19 protein-coding genes and 2 pseudogenes are annotated in these 20,109 nt (G+C 70.7%); 5 read left to right on the top strand and 16 right to left on the bottom strand.

The features are described from left to right. Positions 1 to 15 precede the first annotated feature (15 nt). Positions 16 to 405 (top strand): VOC family protein, encoded by a 390-nt coding sequence (locus EES42_RS06035; protein ID WP_124716996.1) that lies wholly within the window; start codon positions 16 to 18, stop codon positions 403 to 405. Positions 406 to 455: 50 nt separating this feature from the next. Here EES42_RS06035 and EES42_RS06030 read toward each other — a convergent pair whose 3' ends face one another. The 6 genes and pseudogenes from EES42_RS06030 to EES42_RS47560 all read right to left on the bottom strand — a co-directional run. Continuing rightward, on the bottom strand, positions 456 to 1,334 hold the full coding sequence (locus tag EES42_RS06030; RefSeq protein WP_164495169.1) for an urease accessory protein UreD: 879 nt from the start codon (positions 1,332 to 1,334) through the stop codon (positions 456 to 458). Then, entirely contained in the window at positions 1,331 to 2,026 is a 696-nt protein-coding gene (gene ureG, locus EES42_RS06025) for an urease accessory protein UreG (protein WP_124716994.1), read from the bottom strand. The genes EES42_RS06030 and ureG overlap by 4 nt, the downstream gene beginning before the upstream one ends. A gap of 25 nt (positions 2,027 to 2,051) precedes the next feature. Then, the gene (locus EES42_RS06020) at positions 2,052 to 2,726 is read right to left on the bottom strand and encodes an urease accessory protein UreF (RefSeq protein ID WP_124716993.1); all 675 of its coding nucleotides are present in this window, start codon (positions 2,724 to 2,726) and stop codon (positions 2,052 to 2,054) included. A 112-nt stretch (positions 2,727 to 2,838) separates the two neighbouring features. Beyond that, on the bottom strand, positions 2,839 to 4,839 hold the full coding sequence (locus EES42_RS06015) for an urease subunit alpha (protein ID WP_124716992.1): 2,001 nt from the start codon (positions 4,837 to 4,839) through the stop codon (positions 2,839 to 2,841). Next, positions 4,836 to 5,141 (bottom strand): annotated as a pseudogene (locus EES42_RS47565) (urease subunit beta); the annotation flags it as partial. The gene EES42_RS06015 and the pseudogene EES42_RS47565, both read right to left, overlap by 4 nt. Before the next feature lie 204 nt (positions 5,142 to 5,345). Then, positions 5,346 to 5,639 (bottom strand): annotated as a pseudogene (locus tag EES42_RS47560) (urease subunit gamma); the annotation flags it as partial. 365 nt (positions 5,640 to 6,004) lie between these two features. On the opposite strand from EES42_RS47560, the gene EES42_RS06005 reads away from it, so the two are divergent. Beyond that, positions 6,005 to 7,291, top strand: coding sequence for a PQQ-binding-like beta-propeller repeat protein (locus tag EES42_RS06005; RefSeq protein ID WP_164495168.1), 1,287 nt, complete (start codon positions 6,005 to 6,007; stop codon positions 7,289 to 7,291). 180 nt (positions 7,292 to 7,471) lie between these two features. On the opposite strand, the gene EES42_RS47240 is transcribed toward EES42_RS06005, so the two are convergent. Continuing rightward, positions 7,472 to 7,600, bottom strand: a complete 129-nt coding sequence (locus tag EES42_RS47240) for a hypothetical protein (RefSeq protein WP_277426104.1) — start codon at positions 7,598 to 7,600, stop codon at positions 7,472 to 7,474. Next, the gene (locus EES42_RS06000) at positions 7,597 to 8,046 is read right to left on the bottom strand and encodes a VOC family protein (protein ID WP_124716989.1); all 450 of its coding nucleotides are present in this window, start codon (positions 8,044 to 8,046) and stop codon (positions 7,597 to 7,599) included. The genes EES42_RS47240 and EES42_RS06000 overlap by 4 nt, the downstream gene beginning before the upstream one ends. Positions 8,047 to 8,068: 22 nt before the next feature. Between EES42_RS06000 and EES42_RS05995 the strand changes: the two genes are divergently transcribed. Both EES42_RS05995 and EES42_RS05990 read left to right on the top strand, forming a co-directional pair. Then, positions 8,069 to 8,683 carry a CGNR zinc finger domain-containing protein gene (locus EES42_RS05995; protein WP_241196249.1) on the top strand — a complete coding sequence of 205 codons (615 nt, stop codon included), beginning with the start codon at positions 8,069 to 8,071 and terminating at the stop codon, positions 8,681 to 8,683. Positions 8,684 to 8,724: 41 nt separating this feature from the next. Further along, positions 8,725 to 9,279, top strand: a complete 555-nt coding sequence (locus EES42_RS05990) for a GNAT family N-acetyltransferase (RefSeq protein ID WP_241196248.1) — start codon at positions 8,725 to 8,727, stop codon at positions 9,277 to 9,279. Positions 9,280 to 9,292: 13 nt separating this feature from the next. Here EES42_RS05990 and EES42_RS05985 read toward each other — a convergent pair whose 3' ends face one another. From EES42_RS05985 to EES42_RS05975, 3 genes are all read right to left on the bottom strand, one after another. Next, positions 9,293 to 10,873 carry an FAD-dependent monooxygenase gene (locus EES42_RS05985; RefSeq protein ID WP_124716986.1) on the bottom strand — a complete coding sequence of 527 codons (1,581 nt, stop codon included), beginning with the start codon at positions 10,871 to 10,873 and terminating at the stop codon, positions 9,293 to 9,295. Between the two features lie 70 nt (positions 10,874 to 10,943). After that, a complete protein-coding gene (gene rarD, locus EES42_RS05980) occupies positions 10,944 to 11,924 on the bottom strand; it encodes an EamA family transporter RarD (RefSeq protein ID WP_124716985.1) in 981 nt (326 codons plus the stop codon). Positions 11,925 to 12,042: 118 nt separating this feature from the next. Then, positions 12,043 to 12,903, bottom strand: a complete 861-nt coding sequence (locus EES42_RS05975) for an SDR family oxidoreductase (RefSeq protein WP_124716984.1) — start codon at positions 12,901 to 12,903, stop codon at positions 12,043 to 12,045. 215 nt (positions 12,904 to 13,118) lie between these two features. Between EES42_RS05975 and EES42_RS05970 the strand changes: the two genes are divergently transcribed. Next, positions 13,119 to 13,463 carry a winged helix-turn-helix transcriptional regulator gene (locus EES42_RS05970; RefSeq protein ID WP_206433407.1) on the top strand — a complete coding sequence of 115 codons (345 nt, stop codon included), beginning with the start codon at positions 13,119 to 13,121 and terminating at the stop codon, positions 13,461 to 13,463. Between the two features lie 11 nt (positions 13,464 to 13,474). Here EES42_RS05970 and EES42_RS05965 read toward each other — a convergent pair whose 3' ends face one another. The 5 genes from EES42_RS05965 to EES42_RS05945 form a co-directional block, all read right to left on the bottom strand. Beyond that, positions 13,475 to 15,430: an APC family permease gene (locus tag EES42_RS05965; RefSeq protein ID WP_124716982.1), complete on the bottom strand. Its 1,956-nt coding sequence runs from the start codon at positions 15,428 to 15,430 to the stop codon at positions 13,475 to 13,477. Between the two features lie 111 nt (positions 15,431 to 15,541). Then, positions 15,542 to 16,600: a 2-oxoacid:ferredoxin oxidoreductase subunit beta gene (locus EES42_RS05960; RefSeq protein WP_124716981.1), complete on the bottom strand. Its 1,059-nt coding sequence runs from the start codon at positions 16,598 to 16,600 to the stop codon at positions 15,542 to 15,544. After that, entirely contained in the window at positions 16,593 to 18,548 is a 1,956-nt protein-coding gene (locus EES42_RS05955) for a 2-oxoacid:acceptor oxidoreductase subunit alpha (RefSeq protein WP_124716980.1), read from the bottom strand. Before EES42_RS05955 ends, EES42_RS05960 begins: the two co-directional genes overlap by 8 nt. A gap of 327 nt (positions 18,549 to 18,875) precedes the next feature. Continuing rightward, positions 18,876 to 19,550, bottom strand: a complete 675-nt coding sequence (locus tag EES42_RS05950) for a response regulator transcription factor (protein WP_277426103.1) — start codon at positions 19,548 to 19,550, stop codon at positions 18,876 to 18,878. A gap of 254 nt (positions 19,551 to 19,804) precedes the next feature. Next, on the bottom strand, positions 19,805 to 20,109 hold a 305-nt coding region (locus EES42_RS05945), incomplete at its 5' end, for an ATP-binding protein (RefSeq protein ID WP_346775372.1).

The following is a 20,109-nucleotide window of genomic DNA, read 5'->3' as shown; positions in this document are numbered from 1 at the left end:
GCAGTGCAAGCGAGAGTGAAAGTGAAGGACTTCGACCACCTGGTGCTCAATGTGCGGGACGTCGAACGCTCCCTGGATTTCTACTGCGGTCCGCTCGGACTGGAGCCGATCAAAGTGGAGGAGTGGCGGGCGGGGAAGTTCCCGTTCCCGTCGGTGCGGGTCAGCCCGAGCATGATCATCGACCTGCTGGGCCGGCCGCGCCACGAGTCGAACGTCGACCACATCTGCCTGGTCGTCGAGCCGCTGGACTGGCAGGAGGTCATCGACGCGGGCACCTTCACCGTGCTGGAGGGCCCGGTCTCCCGCTCCGGTGCCCGGGGCGAGGCGCAGTCGGTGTACGTACGTGACCCGGACGGCAACACCGTCGAACTGCGCTGGTACCCGCAGGACGCGGCGGCGGACTGACCGGCCGGGCGGGAGCGGGGGCGGGAGCGGCGGGCCCCGGGCCCGCCGCACTACTCGCCGAGGGCGTGTCCGAGCGCCTGGTCGAGCAGTTCCCGCAGAGCCGAGGAGGACGGGGCGACAGCGGTGGCGAACAGTGCCGGGCCGCCTGCCAGCGGGGCGAGAACCGCACAGCCGTCCTTGATCCCTTCGCGGAGCAGGACGGGGGCACGGTCGGCATCCAGCTCCGGGTCCACGACGAGGAGTTGGCCGACGGCGCGGTGTCCGTCCAGGACCGAGGGGCCGTCCCACCCGGGCGCCGGGTCTCCGTAGGCGGTGTGCTGGTCGAGCAGCAGCCGGCCGGCGCGGTGGACCCGGATGCGGCTGACGAGGTGGCCCGGCTCCTCGTCGGCCCTGCCCAGGATCTGCTCCTCGCGCAACAGCAGTCGCGAGGTCGCGGCAAGGCTGACGGTGCAGGTCTGGCGCAGATTGCTGCCGGCGGCGCTGATCAGCTGCTGTGGCAGCCAGCGCAGGCAGGCGTGCTCCCCGGCGGTCAGCCGTACGTCGTAGGTGGCCGGCGCCGTGGTGGGGCCGCGGAGGGCGAGCGTGGCGGCGGCCGTGGTGACCTCCAGTTCGGCCCGGTCCTCGGCGGTGATGTCGAGGGCGAGCCGGTCGCCGCCGAGCGGGGCGCTCATCGCACCGATGATCCCCACCGTGGCGCCCCGTCCGCCGGTGCGGATGCGGCGCAGATGGAACGGGCCGTCACTGCGCAACTGCGGGAGCGTGGTGACGCGTCCGTTGTACGTGGCACGGATGCGGGCGGTGGCATGCACACCGTCCGGGTGTCCGCAGGACGCATCGGTGCCAGCGGCGGTGTTTGTGGCGGTGGCGGTGGCGGGGACGGTGGGATCGGGCGGGGTACCTGGCTCGGCGAGTCGGGAGCCGGAGCTCATGCCGCCGCCTTCGCGCGCCACCGGGCCAGGTGCCCGGTGATCCAGTCGGCGATCTCGCGGATGCCGTCGTCGGAGGTGAGGCTGGTGAAGACGACGGGAAGGTCGCCGCGTTGCCGTTCGGCGTCGGCGGCCATGGTGGCGAGGTCGGCACCGACGTACGGAGCGAGGTCGGTCTTGTTGACGACGAGGAGGTCGGCGGTGGTGATGCCGGGTCCTCCCTTGCGGGGGATGTCGTCGCCGCTGGAGACGTCGATGACGAAGATCTGCACGTCGACGAGGCCCTTGGAGAAGGTGGCGGTGAGGTTGTCGCCACCGGACTCGACGAGCACGAGATCGAGGGGGTCGAGGGTCTCGTCGAAGTGTTCGACGGCCTCCAGGTTCGCGGAGATGTCGTCCCGGATCGCGGTGTGCGGGCAGGCCCCGGTCTCCACCGCTGTGATCCGCTCGGGCGGCAGCACGGCCTCGCGCAGCAGGAACTCGGCGTCCTCACGGGTGTAGATGTCGTTGGTGACGACGGCGAGGGAGAGTCTGTCGCGCAGTGTGCGGCAGAGCGCGGCGACGCAGGCGGTCTTGCCGGAACCGACGGGACCGCCCAGGCCGACGCGGAAGGCGCGAGGGCTGCCGTCCGCGCGCAGCGGCTCGGCGCTGTAGGTGTGGCGGTGGGGCATCGTCACGGGGTGATCGAGGTGCATGGGAGCTCCAGGGGCAGGGGTGGGTTCAGGAGGCGAAGAGCCGCACGGTCCAGGCGGCGTGCTGTTCCGCGGTGATGTCCAGCAGCGGAGAGGACGCCGACGGCAGGGCGTCAGGACCTTCGGTCTCCACGCGGGCCGCCGCCCCGGCGGCGTTCGCAGCGACGGCGTCGGCCTCCGTGCTCAGGCGTGCCAGCAGCCACGAGGCGGCGAGCGGATCGAGGCTGAGCAGGCGCACCGCTGCGGTGGCCGGACCGCCGACGGCCTCGTACGCCGCGGCACACGCGGCGTCCCGAGGGGTGAGTCCGGCGGCCCGGGCGGCGACGCCCTGGACAATGGGCTGATGGGCGCCCTGGGGTCGCTCGGCGGCCAGGCGGTCGAGTTCGGCGGACGGGAAGGTGGCGCGTGCCGCGCGCATCATCTGCCGCCCGAGTTTGCGGGCCACGGCGCGCAGCGCGGGGACGGGGGTCCGTGCGTCGGCGGCGTCGTCCAGCAGCAGGGGGTCGCATCCGGCGGCGGCCGCGGCAGCCAGGCCGGCCGTGGTCAGACCGGTGGTGTGCAGGCGCCCGCGGCAGAAGGCTTCGAGGCTGTGGATGTCGTGTACGGCGTTGTGGGCGACCGCGGCTTCGACGCCGCCGGAGTGGGCGTACCCGCCGGCGGGGAAGCGTCCGTCGGCCAGCAGGAGCAGTGCGGCACGGCTCATGGGCGATCCGGCTGCCTTTCGCGGGGTCGGATGGTGCGGTGGTCCGGGCAGGCACGGGGGCCTGCCCGGACCACCGCTGCGGTGACGGCTTCGCCGTCCGGACGGAGGCCGGTCAGAAGAGGAAGTACCGCTGAGCCATGGGGACTTCGTTGACGTAGGACCGCGGCACGGTCATTCCGTTGAGTTCCGTGCGGGCGTCCCCCGTGGTGGCACCGCCGATGGTGACCTCGAAGCTGTTGTGGTCGACGTGGAGGCTCTCCGGCACCGTGTCGTTCAGCTTCATGTCGGCCTTGGTGACGTCCCGGATGCTCGTCGAGATGTCCATGAACTTCTTGCCGAGGCCGAGCCCACCGGTCGCCACCCCGGTGGCGTTCCCGCCGCTGTCCTGGACGGTGACGACGCGCGGGTTCAGCGCGTCGGCCACGCCCGGTGCCACGAAGTTGTACGAGTTGCTCCGGGGGGAAAGGCCGGTGGAGCCCCAGACCGCTCGCGGCAGGAAGGGCTGCGGGGTCGTGATCGACGCGTTGGCGTCGCCCACCTGCGCGTAGGCGAGCTGCCCGCCCTTGAGGACCATGTGCATCTTGACGCCGAAGAACTTCGGTTCCCAGAGCACCAGGTCGGCGAGTTTCCCGGTCTCCACGGAACCGACATGACCGTCGATGCCGTGAGTGATCGCGGGGTTGATCGTGTACTTGGCGACGTAGCGGCGCGCCCGGTAGTTGTCGTTCGGGATCAGCCTCTCCGCGTTGTGGGAGTGGTCGGCGTCGTCGGCGATCGGGCGGACCTTCGCGTTGGCGAGGTCCTCCTTCAGAGGGCCGTACCGGGACTTCATGACGTGTGCGGTCTGCCAGGTACGCATGACCATCTCGCCGATGCGTCCCATCGCCTGGGCGTCGGAGGACATCATCGAGATGGCGCCCATGTCGTGGAGGAGGTCCTCCGCGGCCATGGTGGACGGCCGGATGCGGGAGTCGGCGAAGGCCATGTCCGCTGGAATGTCCGGATTGAGGTGGTGGCAGACCACCATCATGTCGACGTGCTCCTTGACGGTGTTCACCGTCAGGGGGCGGGTCGGGTTGGTCGAAGCGGGCAGCACATTGCTCTCCTTGACCAGTTCGATCATGTCCGGGGCGTGGCCACCGCCCGCGCCCTCGACGTGGAAGATATGGACGGAACGCTTCTTGCCGTCTCTCGTGAAGGCGTCGCGGGTGCTGTCCAGGAAGCCGGATTCGTTCAGTGAGTCGGCATGCAGGGCCAGTTGGACCTGACGGCTCTCGCACACGTCCAGCGCCGCGTCGATCACGGCGGGCGTGGCTCCCCAGTCCTCGTGGACCTTGAACCCGATGACGCCTGCGTCGACCTGTTCGTTCAGGGCGTCCGTGTTCACCGTGCTGCCCTTGCCGAGCAGGCCGATGTTGACCGGGTACGCGTCCAGGCTCTCGAAGGCCCGGGTGATGTGCCACGCGCCCGGGGTCACGGTGGTGGCCGTGCTGCCCTCGGCGGGGCCGGTGCCGCCGCCGATGAGCGTGGTCACGCCCGAGGCGAGGGCCTCGTGGATCTGCTCCGGGCAGATGAAGTGGACGTGGGTGTCCACGCCCCCGGCGGTGAGGATCCGCCCGTTGCCGGAGATGACCTCGGTGCTCGGCCCGACCACGAAGTTCGTCGGCCGCACCGTCTCCGGCAGCTCGTCGCCCAGGGGCGTACGGTCCGGCATCTCGAACTCGTCGTCCGGGACCGGGTCCATCGTCTCGGGGTTGTACGCCTTGCCGATCGCGGCGATCGAACCGTCGCGGAGCCCGACGTCGGCCTTGACGACACCCCACCAGTCGAGGATCAGCGCACCGGTGACGACCGTGTCCACCGGCGTGCGGCCTTCGGCGTCCCCGTCTCTGGGGATGTGGGACATCCCCATCGATTCCCGGATCACCTTTCCGCCACCGAAGATCATCTCGTTGCCGCTGTGCTTCGGGCCGCCGCTCCAGTCCGCCTCGATCTCGACGGTCAGGGCGGTGTCGGCCAGGCGGACGCGGTCCTTGGCGGTGGGCCCGTACAGAGCGGCGTAATCGGCTCGCTTCAGCACATTGCCCGGCGGGGTGGATTTGTCGTCGCTCACCGGTGTGCCACCTCACGCGCTCCCTTGACCTGCCGATCGCCCTGGATCTCCACCAGCTCGACGCAGCACTCGTCGCCGGGCTCGAAGCGCACGGACGTACCCGCGGCGATGTTCAGCCGCCGCATCCGCGCCGCCTCGCAGTCCCTGAGTTCCTGGGGCGACTCCAGCTCCGGACCGGCGGGGACCTCGACCTTGAGGACCTTCAGCCCCGGGTTGACGTCGGCGAAGTGATAGTGGGAACCGACCTGGACGGGGCGGTCCGACATGTTCCTCACCCTGATCCTCGTCCTGCCCGCACCCGGCAGCGTGGTGGCGTCCTCCTGCAGGTCCGCGTTGAACGCGATCGCCTCGTACCAGGACTCCGCGTCCCGGCACCTGTCACAGCACGACGGCGAACCGTCGCCACCGCCGCCGTCGCAGTCGACCGGGCAGTCCGGCTTGCGGGGCGGCCGGGGGTGCTCGACCTTGCCCGGGTGGACCTCGGGCTCCTCCGCCGCCTCCGGGAAGGGATCGTGGATGGTGACCAGCTTGGTGCCGTCCGGAAAAGTGGCCTCCACCTGAACGTTCTTGATCATCTCCGGGACGCCGTCCATCACCTCGTCCCGGCTCAGCAACTGCCGGCCCGAGTCCATGACGTCACTGACGGTCCGGCCGGCCCGCGCCTGCTCGAAGACGTGCACCGTCAGCAGGGCCATCACTTCGGGGTAGTTGAGAAGCAGCCCGCTGCTGCGGCGCCGCTGCGCCACGTCGGCCGCCACATGGATCAGCAGGCGCTCCTGCTCATGCGGAGTCAAATGCACGATGAGCCATCTCTCTTGAGCGGACAGGGCCGGCGGCCGGGCTGCGGAAGGACACGGGGCACGTCCTCGGGCGGCGCCGGTCGCTCACCGATCATGAGCGGCGGAGTTCATCGAGCAGGACACGTCACGGATCGCGTACACGATCGGGTGAAGTCGAGTCGGGCGGTGCGCGGTCTCGGGCCTTCCTGTCGTATACGCCCGCGCTGTGGAGGCGGCTCCACGGTTCTGCTGATCTTCAAAGCGAAGGTCAAACACATGAACTACATTGCGGTATCGAACAGTTGATGGTGTTTGGATTCGCGTCGGAAAGCGGGGGCTCTTTCGTGCGTACAGCGCAGCAATCTGCCGTAGGTCTGGTGGTTACCGTGACAGCGGCTCTGACGCTGGTCACGGGTTGTTCAAGTGACGACTCGCCGCGTGCGGACGACGGGCGCCCGGTACGGGAGGAGGCCTCGGCCTCCGCGCCGAAGGCGTACGACCCGCCGCTCAGGTTCGGAGAGGGCGGGGTGCGGCTGGCCGTCGAGGACGACGACCGGACGGAGGTCGCGCTGCGCGGGACCACCGCGTATGTCCTGACGGAGACCGGTCTCGCGGCGTACGACATCCGGGGCGGGGGCAGGCAGTGGACCTCGCGGGACCATGGGATGTCCACCGGCGTGGAGGAGCGTGCGCGGGTGTGGGAGACCACGGCGCCGACCGCGACGAAGCAGGGCGGCCGGACCCTCGTGCTGTTCGCGCTCCAGAAGTACCAGCAGGGGGAGGGCACGGCCAAGGACGTGTCGACCTCGCACCTGCGGGCGGTGGACGCGGCCGACGGCAAGGAGGTCTGGACCGCCACGCTGCCCACCCCCAAGGGGATGGGCGTCGGGGACGACTCCAGCCCGACCGTGGTCGGCGTCGAGGGCGACACGGCCGTGGTCACCCTGCGCACCGCTCCCGAGGACGGAACCGACGGAGTCAGAAGCGCGGTCACCTACGGGGTGAACCTCACCACCCGCCACGTCGACTGGCAGGCGGACGGCTTCGGGGCGCGGATGCTCTCCGGCGGCGTGGTTGTCGGAGCGCAGCTCCCCGAGGGCGCGGAGATCGACTCCGAGCGGTGGTTCGCCGATGAGGGCGGCATCGCACTCACCGGCCGGTCCGTGAAGGACGGGGCCGTGAGCTGGAAGGACCCCCGCGACCTGTTCGGGCTGAAGATCGAGACCGTGGGCGCCGGCCTGTTCTCGGCCCGCATCAACCTGGAGTTCAAGGAGAACCGCCCTGACTATGAACTCCTCGACAGCGCGGCCGGCAGGCGTCCGGCCGGAATGACGGCGGACAGCGCCGCGGCCTTCTCCTTCGCCGGCCGTTCGTGCTCCTACGACGAACGTTCGGTCATCGTGTGCGGCGTGGACGGCGAACTCGCCGCACTGGACGCCCGCACGCACAAGGTGCTGTGGACGCTCGACGAGGACGATCCGGCGCGCGAGGTGCCCAGCCTCTACACGGCCTGGCACGGAGTCGTCTACGGCGGCGTACCCGGCCGCGGTGGCGTCCTCCTCGACGCGACAACCGGAAAGGACCGCGCGACCTTTGACGCGGGCCGTCCGGCCGTAGTGAACGAATACGGCGGCTTGGACATGGACCTGACGGTCTACCCGGCCACCGGCTGATACCGCAGGGACCACGCAGAACGCTCGGGCACCCGGAGCGAGGCGCAGTCCGTGTACGTCCGGGGCCCGGGCGGCAACGCCGTCGAGACGCGCTGGTATCCGCAGGGCGTGGTGGGGAAGTGACCGACCGGGTGCGCACCGCGCCGGGCCGCCCGCCGCGGACGCGGGGAGCGGCCGGGTTCACTCGCGGCGCAGCGCGGAGCGCACGGCCTCGCCGTCCGGGCTCTCGGTCCCGGCGAGGCCGACCGCCTGATCGACGAGCCACGTGCCCCGTCCGCCGGGGCCCGCCCGCGCGCTTGTCGGCGTCACTGCACGCAGAACTCATTGCCTTCCGGGTCGGTGAGCACCACCCACGTGCCGCCCTGCTCCGCCACCTCGCGGAGCACCGTCGCGCCCAGCCCCACCAGGCGCTCCACCTCGGCCTCGCGGCGCTCCGGGCCCGCGTGCACGTCCAGGTGGAGCCGGTTCTTCACCGTCTTGGCCTCCGGTACGCGCTGGAACAGGAACCGGCGCCCGAGGCCCGCCCCGCTGTCCTTGTCGTAGGGGTCGTCGGGGTGCCGGACCCCCGCGAGGTCGCGCCAGGCGCGGCGGTCGTGCGCGACGAGGGTGACGTCCTCGGGCACCGCGCCGAAGCCGAGCAGTCGCTCGATCAGGACGCTGTGGTCCTCGACGAGGTAGCCGAGGGCCTCGCCCCAGAAGGTGGCCTGGGCGTGCGGGTCGGTCGAGTCGATGACGACTTTCCAGTCCAGAGTCATGGAAACCGTTTATAGTGGTTACATGAGTGAGCCGTCAACGGGCACGCCGGGGCTGGTCCTTCGCACGCGGGAGGGCCGCCCCTACCGCTTCGATCCCGGGGCCCTGTGCCTGGAGCTGCTGCCCACCGGCGGGTACGCGCGATACGCGGCGTACGAGGTGCTGCACACCCCCGAGGACCTGGTGCGCTGGGCGGGGGAGAGCCGGCTGCCGGACGGTCTGTCGCCGGTGGTGAGCGAGGAAGAGCTGGCGCGGGCACACGAGTTGCGCGCCGCGCTGTGGAATCTGACCGGCGACCGGGCGCACGGCCGCGCCCTCGCCCGGTCCGATATCGCCGTGGTGAACGCCGTGGCGGCCGAGCCGCCGCTCGTCCCCCGTATCGACCCCGGCAGCGGGTCTCTCGCCGTGGCCCCGGACGCCACCGGAACGGCTCTGCTCTCGACGGTCGCCCGTGACGCGGTGGAGCTCTTCACCGGCCCGTACGCCGACCGCATCCGCGAATGCGGCTCCGACAGCTGCAAGTTGCTCTTCGTCGACACCTCCCGGCCGGGCAGGCGGCGCTGGTGCGCGATGGAGCACTGCGGCAACCTCCACAAGGTACGGGCGCACCGCGCCCGGCACGCCCCGAAGGAGGCGTGATGCCTGCGGGACCGACGCGGACCGGCTGGAAGACTCGTGGCGTGAGGGACCGGATCGAGACTTCTTCGGGGCTGCTGCTGCGGCCGTGGTGCGCGCGTGACGTGACGGCGGTGCTCAATGCGTTCGCGGAGCCCGTGATGCGGCGTCAGGCGGCCCGGCCGGTCGGATCGGCGGCCGACGCGGAGCGCTGGCTGGAGGAACGGGAGGCGAGCCGCGCGGCGGGCTCGTCCTTCGCGTTCGCCGTGGTCGGCGCCGATGGCGCGGTGCTGGGCAACGTCCAGGTGGCGGCGCTCGACCGTACGCACGGCACGGGCTGGGTCTCGTACTGGACGACGGCCCCGGCCCGGGGCCGGGGTGCGGCGACGGGTGGTCTGCGGGCCCTGGTCCCCTGGGCCTTCCGGGAACTGGGCCTGTTCCGGCTGGAGCTGGGGCACCGTACGGACAACCCGGCGTCGTGCCGGGTCGCCCGCGCGGCGGGGTTCGCGGTGGAGGGGCTCCAGCGGCAGAAACTCGCGTACGACGGTGTGCGGTACGACGTCGAGCTGCACGCCCGGCCGGCCACCGACCCGGAGCCCGCGCAGCGCCCGCGGCCGTAGGGGCGCCCCGCCGTCAGGCCGTACCGGCCAGGCGGTCGAGGTAGTCGCCGATCGCGCCGCTCTCCGCCGCCGGGGCGATCAGGGCCACGTGGTTGTCGGGGCGGATCAGGACGAGGAGGGCGGTGGCGGGGGTGACCCCGTACGCCGTGTGGGCGTGGCCCGCGTCGTCGGTCAGGTCGTGAGGGCCGCCGGCGTCCACGCCGTACGCCCGCACCGTGTCGCCGTACGCCGCCTCCGTCGCCCGTAGCGCCTCCGCTGTGTCCGGGCCGAACCCCAGGAGGGTGAAGTGCGGGCCCGCGAACGCCTCGAACAGGCGGGTCGGCGCGCCCGTCGCGGTGTCGCGGCAGGGGGCGTCGGGGGCCCGGTCGCCCGCCCGCAGCCGGGGGGTGGAGCCGGGGGCGGAAAGGGAACTCCAGGGGTGGCCGAGGCCCAGGCCCGTCGTGTCGGCGGACATCGCCGAGTCCAGGCCGCCGCCCGGCCGCCGGATCGCGTCCAGGGTCTCCCGCAGCCGCTCGGCGGTGATGTCCAGGGTCCAGGAGGCCACGGGCAGCCGCTCCTCCTCGTAGGTGTCCAGCAGGCCGGGGTCCGAGCGGCCGTCGACCACCCGGGCGAGCTTCCAGCCCAGGTTGTACGCGTCCTGGATACCGGTGTTCATGCCCAGCCCGCCCGCGATGGAGTGCACATGCGCGGCGTCCCCGGCCAGGAACACGCGGCCCACCCGGTAGCGGTCGGCCATGCGCTCGTTGACCCGGTACGTCGACAGCAGCGTGGCCCGCGTCAGCAGTCCGGCCGGCAGCCGGGTGTGCTTGGCGAACAGCCGCCGGAAGCTCTCCAGGGAGGGCGGTACGAGGGCCCCCGCCGCGCCGCGCTCCGGCCCTGCCTGGAACCACCAGCCCGAAGGTGTCCCCGGGATCGGGCACATCATCACGGCGCCGTCCTCGTCGAACCACTGGTGCCAGATCCCGCGGTCGAGGCCGTCCGCCTCCACGTCCCCGCAGACCATCGACTGCTCCTCGGCGGTCTTCCCCTCGAACGGGACGCCGAGCATCTTGCGTACCGGGCTGTGGCCGCCGTCGCAGCCCACCACGTACCGCGCCTCGATGCTCCGGCCGTCGGCGAGCGCGACGGTCACGGAGTCGGGGCCCTCCGACAGGGCGACCGCCTCGGAGCCGAGCTCCACCCGCACGCCGTACTCCGCGAGGCGGTCCCGCAGGATCTCCTCCAGCTGCCACTGGGCGATCAGCCGGCCGTGGGCGTACGGGGTGTCCGGCGTCGGGTGCGCGGACTCGAACGGGTCGGTGTCGGCGATCGCCTGCCCGTTCCGGTACTTGCGCATGGGCAGCGGTCCCGATCCGGCGGCCAGCACCCTGTCCACGACGCCCAGGTCCTCCAGTACCTCCAGGGAGCGGGGGTTCGGGCCCTTCGCCCGTGAGCTGCGCGGGAAATCGGCGGACTTGTCGATGATCCGCACGCCGATGGAACGGCGCGCCAGATCGCAGGCGAGCGTCAGACCGGTCGGGCCCGAGCCGACGATCAGCACGGGCGTGGCGACAGGCGTGGTGACAGGCGTGGTGACAGGCGGTGTTGCGGGCATGCGGGCTCCTCGGTCGCGGTTCCGTGGGCTCCCAGGAAAACGCAACCAAGTCAAAAAAGCAACTGGGTAACTAAATCTGTGCGTGCGGGGCGGGTTCGTCGGTCGACGGATTCGGGCGCGGTGCCTGTCGCAGCGCCGCCCGGCGGGCTTCGCGCACCTGGATGCTCGACCGCCGCGCCGTCCGCAACGCGTCCCACGTCAGCAGCGTGAGCGCCAGCCACACCAGCGCGAAACCGGCCCACCGCTCCGGCGGCATCGCCTCGTGGAAGTAGACGATGCCGAGGACGAACTGGAAGACCGGCGCCAGGTACTGCAACAGGCCCAGGGTGGAGAGCGGCACCCGGATCGCCGCCGCGCCGAACAGCACGAGCGGGACGGCCGTGACGAGGCCCGTCGAGGCGAGCAGTGCCGCGTGGCCGGCGCCGCCGGAGGTGAACGTCGACTCGCCCCGGGCGCCCAGCCACAGCAGATAGCCGAGCGCGGGCAGGAACTGCACCGCGGTCTCGGCGGTGAGCGACTCCAGGCCGCTCATGTTGACCTTCTTCTTCATCAGCCCGTACGTCGCGAAGGAGAACGCCAGGACCAGCGAGATCCACGGCGGCCGTCCGTAACCGATCGCCAGCACCAGCACCGCCGCGAAGCCGGTGCCGACCGCCACCCACTGCACGGGGCGCAGCCGCTCACCCAGGAGCAGGACGCCCATGGCGATGGTGACCAGCGGGTTGATGAAGTAGCCGAGCGACGCCTCGACGACATGGCCGTTGTTCACGGACCAGATGTACAGACCCCAGTTGACCGTGATCGTGGCCGCGGCCACCGATATCAGACCGAGCTTCCTCGGCTGCCGGATCAGCTCGCCGATCCAGGACCAGCGGCGCAGTGCCAGCAGCGCGATGGCGACGACCACGAGGGACCAGGCCATGCGGTGCGCGAGGATCTCGATCGCGCCGGCGGGCTTCAGCAGGGGCCAGAAGAGCGGGACGAGTCCCCACAGTCCGTACGCGCCGATGCCGGACAGAAGTCCCGCCCGCTGTTCGTCGATCCCCTTCACGGGCCCTCCAGGCATGTCTGTGTCAACTGCATGAAGGTAGCTCCAGGTAGGGCCCCGTGTCATGCCCGTATCGCAATACGGTCATGACACGGGGTCCCCGGGGCGGGAGGGGACGGTGTTACGCCGCTGCCACCGCGGCGGCCACCGTCTCGGCGAGCGGCGTCGTCGGGCGGCCGATCAGCCGGGCCAGATCGCCGCTCGTGGTGCCGAGCAGACCGCGCTCGATCGCCTCGTCGACGTCGACGAGGATCGCCGCGAAGCCCTCGGGCAGGCCGGCGCCGACCAGGATCTCCTGGTGCACGGCGGCCGGGACGTTCTTGTACTCGATCTCCTTGCCGGTGGCGGCGGCGACCGCGGCCGCGTACTCGGCGAACGACCAGGCGACATCGCCGCTCAGCTCGTAGACCGCGCCGATGTGGCCCTCGCCGGTCAGTACGGCGGCGGCCGCGGCGGCGTAGTCGGCCCGGGTGGCGGAGGCGACCCGGCCGTCGCCCGCGTTGGCGACGACGGCGCCGTGCTCCAGGACCGGGGCGAGGTTCGCCGTGTAGTTCTCGGTGTACCAGCCGTTGCGCAGGAAGGTGTGGGGCAGCCCGGAGTCGAGGATCAGCTGCTCGGTGACCTTGTGCTCGGCGGCCAGCTGGAAGTCGGCGTCGGGGCCGCCCAGTACGCCGGTGTACGCGAGCTGGGCGACGCCGGCCGCCTTCGCCGCGTCGATGACCGCGGTGTGCTGCGGCACGCGCCGGCCGACCTCGCTCCCGGAGACGAGCAGGACCCGGTCGCCGGCCCGGAAGGCGTCCTTGAGGGACTCCGGGCGGTCGTAGTCCGCGACGCGCAGCTCGATGCCGCGGGCGGCGAGCGGGGCGGCCTTCGCCTCGTCGCGCACGACGGCGGCGATCCCGCTCGCGGGCACGGTGGCCAGCAGCTCCTCGATGACGAGACGGCCGAGTGCTCCGGTGGCTCCGGTGACGACGATGCTCATGGGGTTTCTCCTCCTGGGTGGCACTTGTGGTGCTTGTGGCACTTGTGACAGTTGTTCGCGTTCGGGCTCGTACGACTCACTGTAGGGGGTGCACTAACCAATCGAAAGTACCCACTTTGAAGTAAGGTACTGGCATGAACGTGAGTGCCCCGGGCCCGCAGCCCGATGTGAACCGGCGGCCCGACGTGAATCGACGGCCCGACGTGAACCGGCCGATGTGCCCGTCCCGGCTGGTGCTGGAGCACGTCACCAGCCGCTGGGGCGTCCTGGTCCTGGCCGCCCTGCTGGACCGCTCGTACCGCTTCAGCGAACTGCGCCGCGAGGTGGGCGGAGTCAGCGAGAAGATGCTGGCCCAGACCCTGCGGACGCTGGAGCGCGACGGTTTCGTGCACCGGGACGCCAAGCCGGTGATCCCGCCGAGGGTCGACTACTCGCTCACCGAACTCGGCCGGGAGGCCGGCGAACAGGTGTGGGCGCTGGCCCGCTGGACCGAGCGGCGCCTGGAGGCGGTGCACACGGCGCGTGAGTCGTACGACGCCCGGGAGGCGCACACCCCGTAGCGACCGCGCCGTCAGTCCGGCTGAGGCGCGCGGCCCTCCTCCAGCGCGCGCAGCGCACGCGACACGTCGAACGGCAGGATCGTCACCGCCACGTGCGGCAGCTGCCCCAGCGCCTTCGCCATCTGCTCGCCCGTCCCCCGGTGCAGCAGTTTGCCCAGCACGTTGGTGTACATCCGCCGCGGCACCAGCACCGTCAGCGAGGTCCTGCCGTCCTCGGTGGTGCGGGCGGCCAGCTCCTTCATCGCATGGCGCAGCCGCCGGTCCGGGCACTCCACCAGCTCCAGGGACACGGACGTGGCGGCCGTCGCCTCCCACCGGGCGGCCAGCCGCCTGCCGTACGCCTCGTCGATCGCGAAGTGCACGGCCCGGATCTCGTCCGGGCGCAGCTCGTGCGCGTACCGCAGCGCCTTGATCGTCGCCAGGTCCAGCGTCTCGACGAGGACGAAGACCAGATGGCGCAGGTCCCGGGGCCGGTCGGCCCCCGGCGGCTGGAGGCTCTGCAGCGCCGCCGCCTCGCGCCGGTACTCGCGGTTGATCCGGATCAGCGCCCACACCCCGAGCGGGAAGACCACCACGACCAGCCAGGCCCCCTCGGTGAACTTGGTGACCGCGAAGATCAGCACGACGGCGGCCGAGATCACCGCGGCGAGCCCGTTGACCGCGATCTTCACCCGGCGGTACGGCTCGCGGCGTCGTAGGTGGTACGCGGTGAGACCGGCCCCGGCCATGGTGAAGGCGGTGAACACGCCGATCGCGTACAGCGCCACCAACTTGTCCACGCTGGCTCCGGTGACCAGCAGCAGCGCCAGCGAGACGACGGTCAGCGCGATGATGCCGTTGGAGAAGGCGAGGCGGTGCCCGCGCCGGGTCAGCAGCCGCGGCAGGAACCGGTCCTCGGCGACGAAACTGGCGAGGAACGGGAAGCCGGTGAACGGCGTGTTGGCCCCGGTGTAGAGGACCAGCGCGGTGGCCAGCTGTACGAAGACCAGACCGGCGGTCCCGAGCATCCCGCCGCCGAAGGCCAGATGGGCCTCCTGCGCGATGACCGTCGGGGTGCCGTCGGCGTAGGGGACGGCATGGGTGAAGTGCGCCAGCGTGGAGACGCCGAGCACCAGCACGCCGAGCACACAGCTCATCGTGATCAGGGTGCGGCGGGCATTGCGGCCCTGCGGTTCGCGGAACGCGGAGATGCCGTTGGAGATCGCTTCGAGCCCGGTGAGGGACGAGCCGCCGTTGGCGAACGAGCGCAGCACGATGAAGAGCGAGGCGCCGTACAGCCAGCCGTTGCCCGGGGTGCCGAGCGGAACGACCCCGGCGGCGTGCAGGTCGGCGTGCGGCAGCTCGCCGGTGAGCCCGCGCACCGCGGCGACGAGGAGGACGAGACCGACGGCGGCCATGAAGAGGTAGGCGGGCAGCGCGAAGGCCCGGCCCGCCTCGCGGATCCCGCGCAGATTCCCGTACGCGAGCAGCACGATGACCCCGACGGAGACCGGGATCTGGAGGTGGTCGAGGCCGGTGAAGTCGCCGCCGACCAGATGGGCCAGCGAGATCAGGGCGTTGGTGCCCGCCGAGACCTGGACGGCGACGGTGACGATGTAGTCGACGAGCAGCGCCACGGCGGCGATCTGCGCGATGTCCGGGCCGAAGTTCTCCCGCGCGACGACGTAGGAGCCGCCCGCCCGGGTGTAGATCATGACGACATCGCTGTAACAGAGCGTCAGAAGCAGCAGCACCAGCAGGATCGCGCCGGTCACCGGCATCAGCAGGGTGAAGGCGGCGGCCCCGACGACGGGCACGAGAACCCGGAGCATCTCCTCGGAGCCGTACGCGGACGAGCTGATGCAGTCGGAGGCGAGCACCCCGAGCGCCGTCCGGTTGTTCAGCTTCTCCTCGCTGATGCGCTCGGTGGTGAGCGGCTTGCCGAGCAGATGCCTCTTGATGCGGTACGCGGGACGGTCCAGGGTCATGGGCACATCGTGCGCGGCGGTCGGCCGCCCGCCCGGGACGCAAGCGCCGGACGGGCCGAAATTCAGCCCGTCCGGCGCTTGTGCGATCCGGCCCGGTCCCTCGGACAGGCTCTAGCCGGTGACGGTCCAGGTGTCGTTGCCGGCGAGGAGTGCGGCGAGGTCGCCCTTGCCGTGTTGTTCGACGGCGGTGTCGAGTTGTTCGGCCATGAGGGTGTCGTAGACGGGGCGGTCGATGTCGCGCAGTACGCCGATGGGGGTCTGGTGGAGGGTGTCGGGGTCGGCGAGGCGGGAGAGGGCGAAGGCGGTGGTGGGTGAGGGGTTGTGGGCGTCGTGGACGAGGACGCGGGAGCGGTTGTCGTCGGTGACGGTCACGACCTGGAGGTCGCCGGTGTCGGGGTCGCGGACGACGCCCTTGGTGTGGTCGGTGCCGAAGAGGATGGGCTGTCCGTGTTCGAGGCGGATGACCGCGTCCTGGGCGCGTTCCTTGTCCTTGAGGGCTTCGAAGGCGCCGTCGTTGAAGATGTTGCAGTTCTGGTAGATCTCCACGAGTGCGGTGCCGGGGTGGTCGGCGGCGGCGCGGAGCACGCTGGTGAGGTGTTTGCGGTCGGAGTCGATGGTGCGGGCGACGAAGGATGCCTCGGCTCCGATGGCGAGGGAGACCGGGTTGAACGGCGCGTCCAGTGAGCCCATCGGCGTGGATTTGGTGATCTTGCCGACTTCGGAGGTGGGGGAGTACTGGCCCTTGGTGAGGCCGTAGATCCGGTTGTTGAACAGGAGGATCTTGAGGTTCACGTTGCGGCGCAGGGCGTGGATGAGGTGGTTGCCGCCGATGGAGAGGGCGTCGCCGTCGCCGGTGACGACCCAGACGGACAGGTCGCGGCGGGAGGAGGCGAGTCCGGTGGCGATGGCGGGGGCGCGGCCGTGGATGGAGTGCATCCCGTAGGTGTTCATGTAGTACGGGAAGCGGGAGGAGCAGCCGATCCCGGAGACGAAGACGATGTTCTCCTTCGCCAGGCCGAGTTCGGGCATGAAGCCCTGCACGGCCGCGAGGACGGCGTAGTCACCGCAACCCGGACACCAGCGGACTTCCTGGTCGGACTTGAAGTCCTTCATGGACTGCTTGGCCTCGGCCTTGGGCACCAGGTGCAGGAGCTCGTTGGTGTCAGGCATCGATGGCCTCCTTGAGTGCCGTTGCGAGCTGTTCGGCCTTGAACGGCATGCCGTTGACCTGGTTGTAGCTGTGTGCGTCGACGAGGTATTTGGCCCGGATGAGGGTGGCGAGCTGGCCGAGGTTCATCTCGGGGACGATGACCTTGTCGTAGTGGCCGAGGACTTCGCCGAGGTTCTTCGGGAAGGGGTTGAGGTTGCGCAGGTGGGCCTGGGCGATGGGCTGTCCGGAGGCGCGCAGCCGGCGGACGGCGGCGGTGATGGGGCCGTAGGTGGAGCCCCAGCCGAGCACGAGGGTGCGTGCTCCGTCCGGGTCGTCGACTTCGAGGTCGGGGACCTCGATGCCGTCGATCTTGGCCTGGCGGGTGCGGACCATGAGGTCGTGGTTGGCGGGGTCGTAGGAGATGTTGCCGCTGCCGTCCTGCTTCTCGATCCCGCCGATACGGTGTTCGAGACCGGGCGTGCCGGGCACCGCCCAGGGCCGGGCCAGGGTGTGCGGGTCGCGTTTGTAGGGCCAGAACACGGCGGTGCCGTCGGCCAGTTCGTGGTTGGGGCCGGTGGCGAACCGGACCCGGAGATCGGGCAGTTCCTCGGCCTGGGGGATCTTCCACGGCTCGGAGCCGTTGGCGAGATACCCGTCGGAGAGCAGGAAGACGGGCGTGCGGTACGTCAGCGCGATCCGTGCCGCGTCGAGTGCGGCGTCGAAGCAGTCCGCCGGGGTGCGGGGCGCCACGACCGGGACCGGGGCCTCACCGTTGCGCCCGTACATCGCCTGGAGGAGGTCGGCCTGCTCGGTCTTGGTCGGCAGGCCCGTGGACGGGCCGCCGCGCTGGATGTCGATCACCAGGAGCGGGAGTTCCAGGGAGACGGCCAGCCCGATCGTCTCCGACTTCAGCGCCACCCCCGGCCCGGACGTCGTCGTCACCGCGAGGGAACCCCCGAACGCCGCACCCAGCGCCGCCCCGATCCCCGCGATCTCGTCCTCGGCCTGGAACGTCCGCACACCGAAATTCTTGTGCCGGGACAGCTCGTGCAGGATGTCGGAGGCCGGAGTGATCGGGTAGGAGCCCAGATACAGCGGCAGGTCCGCCTGCCGCGACGCCGCGATCAGCCCGTACGACAACGCCAGGTTCCCCGAGATATTGCGGTACCTGCCCGCCGGGAAAGCCTGCGAGGCCGGCGCCACCTCGTAGGAGACGGCGAAATCCTCCGTCGTCTCCCCGAAATTCCACCCCGCCCGGAACGCCGCCACGTTCGCCTCGGCGATCTGCGGCTTCTTCGCGAACTTCGCCCGCAGGAACGCCTCGGTCCCCTCGGTCGGCCGGTGATACATCCACGACAGCAGACCCAGCGCGAACATGTTCTTCGACCGCTCGGCCTCCTTGCGGGAGAGCCCGAACTCCTTCAGCGCCTCGATCGTCAGCGTCGTCAGCGGTACCGGATGCACGCTGTAGGCCTGAAGCGACCCGTCCTCCAGCGGACTGGTCGCATAACCGACCTTCGCCATCGGCCGCTTGGTGAACTCATCGGTGTTCACGATGATTTCCGCACCACGCGGCACATCACCGATGTTCGCCTTCAGTGCGGCCGGGTTCATCGCGACCAGCACGTTCGGCGCGTCACCCGGCGTGAGGATGTCATGGTCCGCGAAATGCAGCTGGAACGAAGAAACCCCCGGCAGGGTCCCTGCGGGGGCGCGGATCTCGGCCGGGAAGTTCGGCAGCGTGGACAGATCGTTCCCGAACGACGCGGTCTCCGAAGTGAAACGGTCACCGGTGAGCTGCATACCGTCCCCGGAATCACCCGCGAAGCGGATGATCACCCGGTCCAGACGACGGATCTCCTTCTCGCCGGCGCCCGCATGATCGGAGCGGGGGGCACGCTGTCCCCCGACGAGCGCCTCGCTGGCCTCATCGGCCTGTTCGGCTGGGCTACTGACCTGGCTGGTCACTGAACTGGACCTCCCTCGGGGCGGCGGCTCTGGTCCCGCCGGCCCGCCGACGGTCCCACTGCCCACCCTACGTCGGTAAGGGTCGCCTTCCCTGGACCGATCACATGGTGGACGCCATTTTGGGACGCGATTTGATACTGGTTTGTCATGTTTTGCAAGCCCCCCAGTCGTTCGATGAAGACGCTGTGCACTCATCCTTTGGTGCTAGGCCGTGCTCTCCGGTCCGGGGGTGTACCCACCCCCGGACCTGGTCGCCGCGACAGCCGCGACAGCCGTCACCGGCTCCCGAGGCGACCTCGATCAGATATCTGACAGGGTGTCAGTTCGTCAGGAGTTCAGGTAGGTCAATACGGCCAGTACCCGGCGGTGATCCCCGTCACTGGGTGACAGCCCCAGCTTCAGGAAGATGTTGCTGACGTGCTTCTCCACGGCACCGTCGCTCACCACCAGCTGCCTGGCCACCGCAGAGTTCGTCCGCCCCTCCGCCATCAGGCCGAGCACCTCGCGCTCGCGCGGGGTCAGCCCGGCCAGGACGTCCTGCTTACGGCTGCGGCCCAGCAGCTGAGCCACCACCTCCGGGTCCAGCGCCGTACCGCCCTGAGCCACCCGGACCACCGCGTCCACGAACTCCCTGACCTCGGCGACCCGGTCCTTCAGCAGGTATCCCACGCCCCGGCTGGACCCGGCCAGCAGCTCGGTCGCGTACTGCTCCTCGACGTACTGCGAAAGGACCAGGACCCCTATCCCGGGGTAGTCCTTCCGCAGCCGCACCGCCGCCCGGACACCCTCGTCGGTGTGGGTCGGAGGCATCCGCACATCGGCGACCACCACATCGGGCAGCTCGCCCTGCCCCGCCAGGTCACTCACCGTCTTGATCAGCGCCTCGGCGTCACCGACTCCGGCGACGACGTCATGCCCGAGATCGGTCAGCAGCCGGGTGAGCCCTTCCCGGAGCAGCACCGAATCCTCGGCGATGACTACTCGCACCCTGTCCTCCACCATGAAGCTGTTTCCCCCACTGTTTGCTGGTCCCGCCCGTACGCTCTCCAGCATCCCAGCATCGGCGGTGCGGTGTCCTCGGCCGCCGGGTGGACTTCATGGGTGGATCCTGCCCGCCCCCAGGTGGATCTCACGGTCGGAGACCGCCCGTCACCCGGAGTCCGCGTGTCGTCGCGCGGTCCGCACCCGTCCGGGGGCGGACTTTCTCTCCCCGCGCTGTGGATTCCGGTCTCCCTGCCTGTGGATTCCGGCCGTCCTCAGCCACGCCACGGCAGCTCGGCCGTGATCCGTGTCGGACCGCCCTGCGGGGAGTCCACGACCAGCACGCCGTCCACCGCGTCCAGCCGCTCGGTCAGCCCGGCGAGCCCGCTGCCCGCCGCCGCGTCGGCGCCGCCGCGTCCGTCGTCGGTGACCTGGAGCATCAGCCGGTCAGCCGCCCGCCACACGTCGACCGAGGCGCGGGTCGCCCGTGCGTGCTTGCTCACGTTCTGCAACAGCTCGGAGACCGTGAAGTAGGCGATCCCCTCGATCGCCTGGGCCGGCCGGGAGGCCAGATCCACCT

This window comes from Streptomyces sp. ADI95-17 (assembly GCF_003846175.1).
Classification (GTDB): domain Bacteria; phylum Actinomycetota; class Actinomycetes; order Streptomycetales; family Streptomycetaceae; genus Streptomyces; species Streptomyces sanglieri.
Note: the sequence above shows the minus strand (reverse complement) of the source record. Positions and strands in the feature narration are given on the sequence as shown.

Bases quoted from the DNA above. Each gene is read 5' to 3' on its own strand.
- EES42_RS05950 (WP_277426103.1), bottom strand. From the start codon at position 19,550: ATGGTGGAGGACAGGGTGCGAGTAGTCATCGCCGAGGATTCGGTGCTG.
- EES42_RS05975 (WP_124716984.1), bottom strand. From the start codon at position 12,903: ATGAGCATCGTCGTCACCGGAGCCACCGGAGCACTCGGCCGTCTCGTC.
- EES42_RS05995 (WP_241196249.1), top strand. From the start codon at position 8,069: ATGAGTGAGCCGTCAACGGGCACGCCGGGGCTGGTCCTTCGCACGCGG.
- EES42_RS05985 (WP_124716986.1), bottom strand. From the start codon at position 10,873: ATGCCCGCAACACCGCCTGTCACCACGCCTGTCACCACGCCTGTCGCC.
- EES42_RS06000 (WP_124716989.1), bottom strand. From the start codon at position 8,046: ATGACTCTGGACTGGAAAGTCGTCATCGACTCGACCGACCCGCACGCC.
- ureG (WP_124716994.1), bottom strand. From the start codon at position 2,026: ATGCACCTCGATCACCCCGTGACGATGCCCCACCGCCACACCTACAGC.
- EES42_RS06020 (WP_124716993.1), bottom strand. From the start codon at position 2,726: ATGAGCCGTGCCGCACTGCTCCTGCTGGCCGACGGACGCTTCCCCGCC.
- EES42_RS05965 (WP_124716982.1), bottom strand. From the start codon at position 15,430: ATGACCCTGGACCGTCCCGCGTACCGCATCAAGAGGCATCTGCTCGGC.
- EES42_RS05970 (WP_206433407.1), top strand. From the start codon at position 13,119: ATGTGCCCGTCCCGGCTGGTGCTGGAGCACGTCACCAGCCGCTGGGGC.
- EES42_RS05960 (WP_124716981.1), bottom strand. From the start codon at position 16,600: ATGCCTGACACCAACGAGCTCCTGCACCTGGTGCCCAAGGCCGAGGCC.
- EES42_RS06030 (WP_164495169.1), bottom strand. From the start codon at position 1,334: ATGAGCTCCGGCTCCCGACTCGCCGAGCCAGGTACCCCGCCCGATCCC.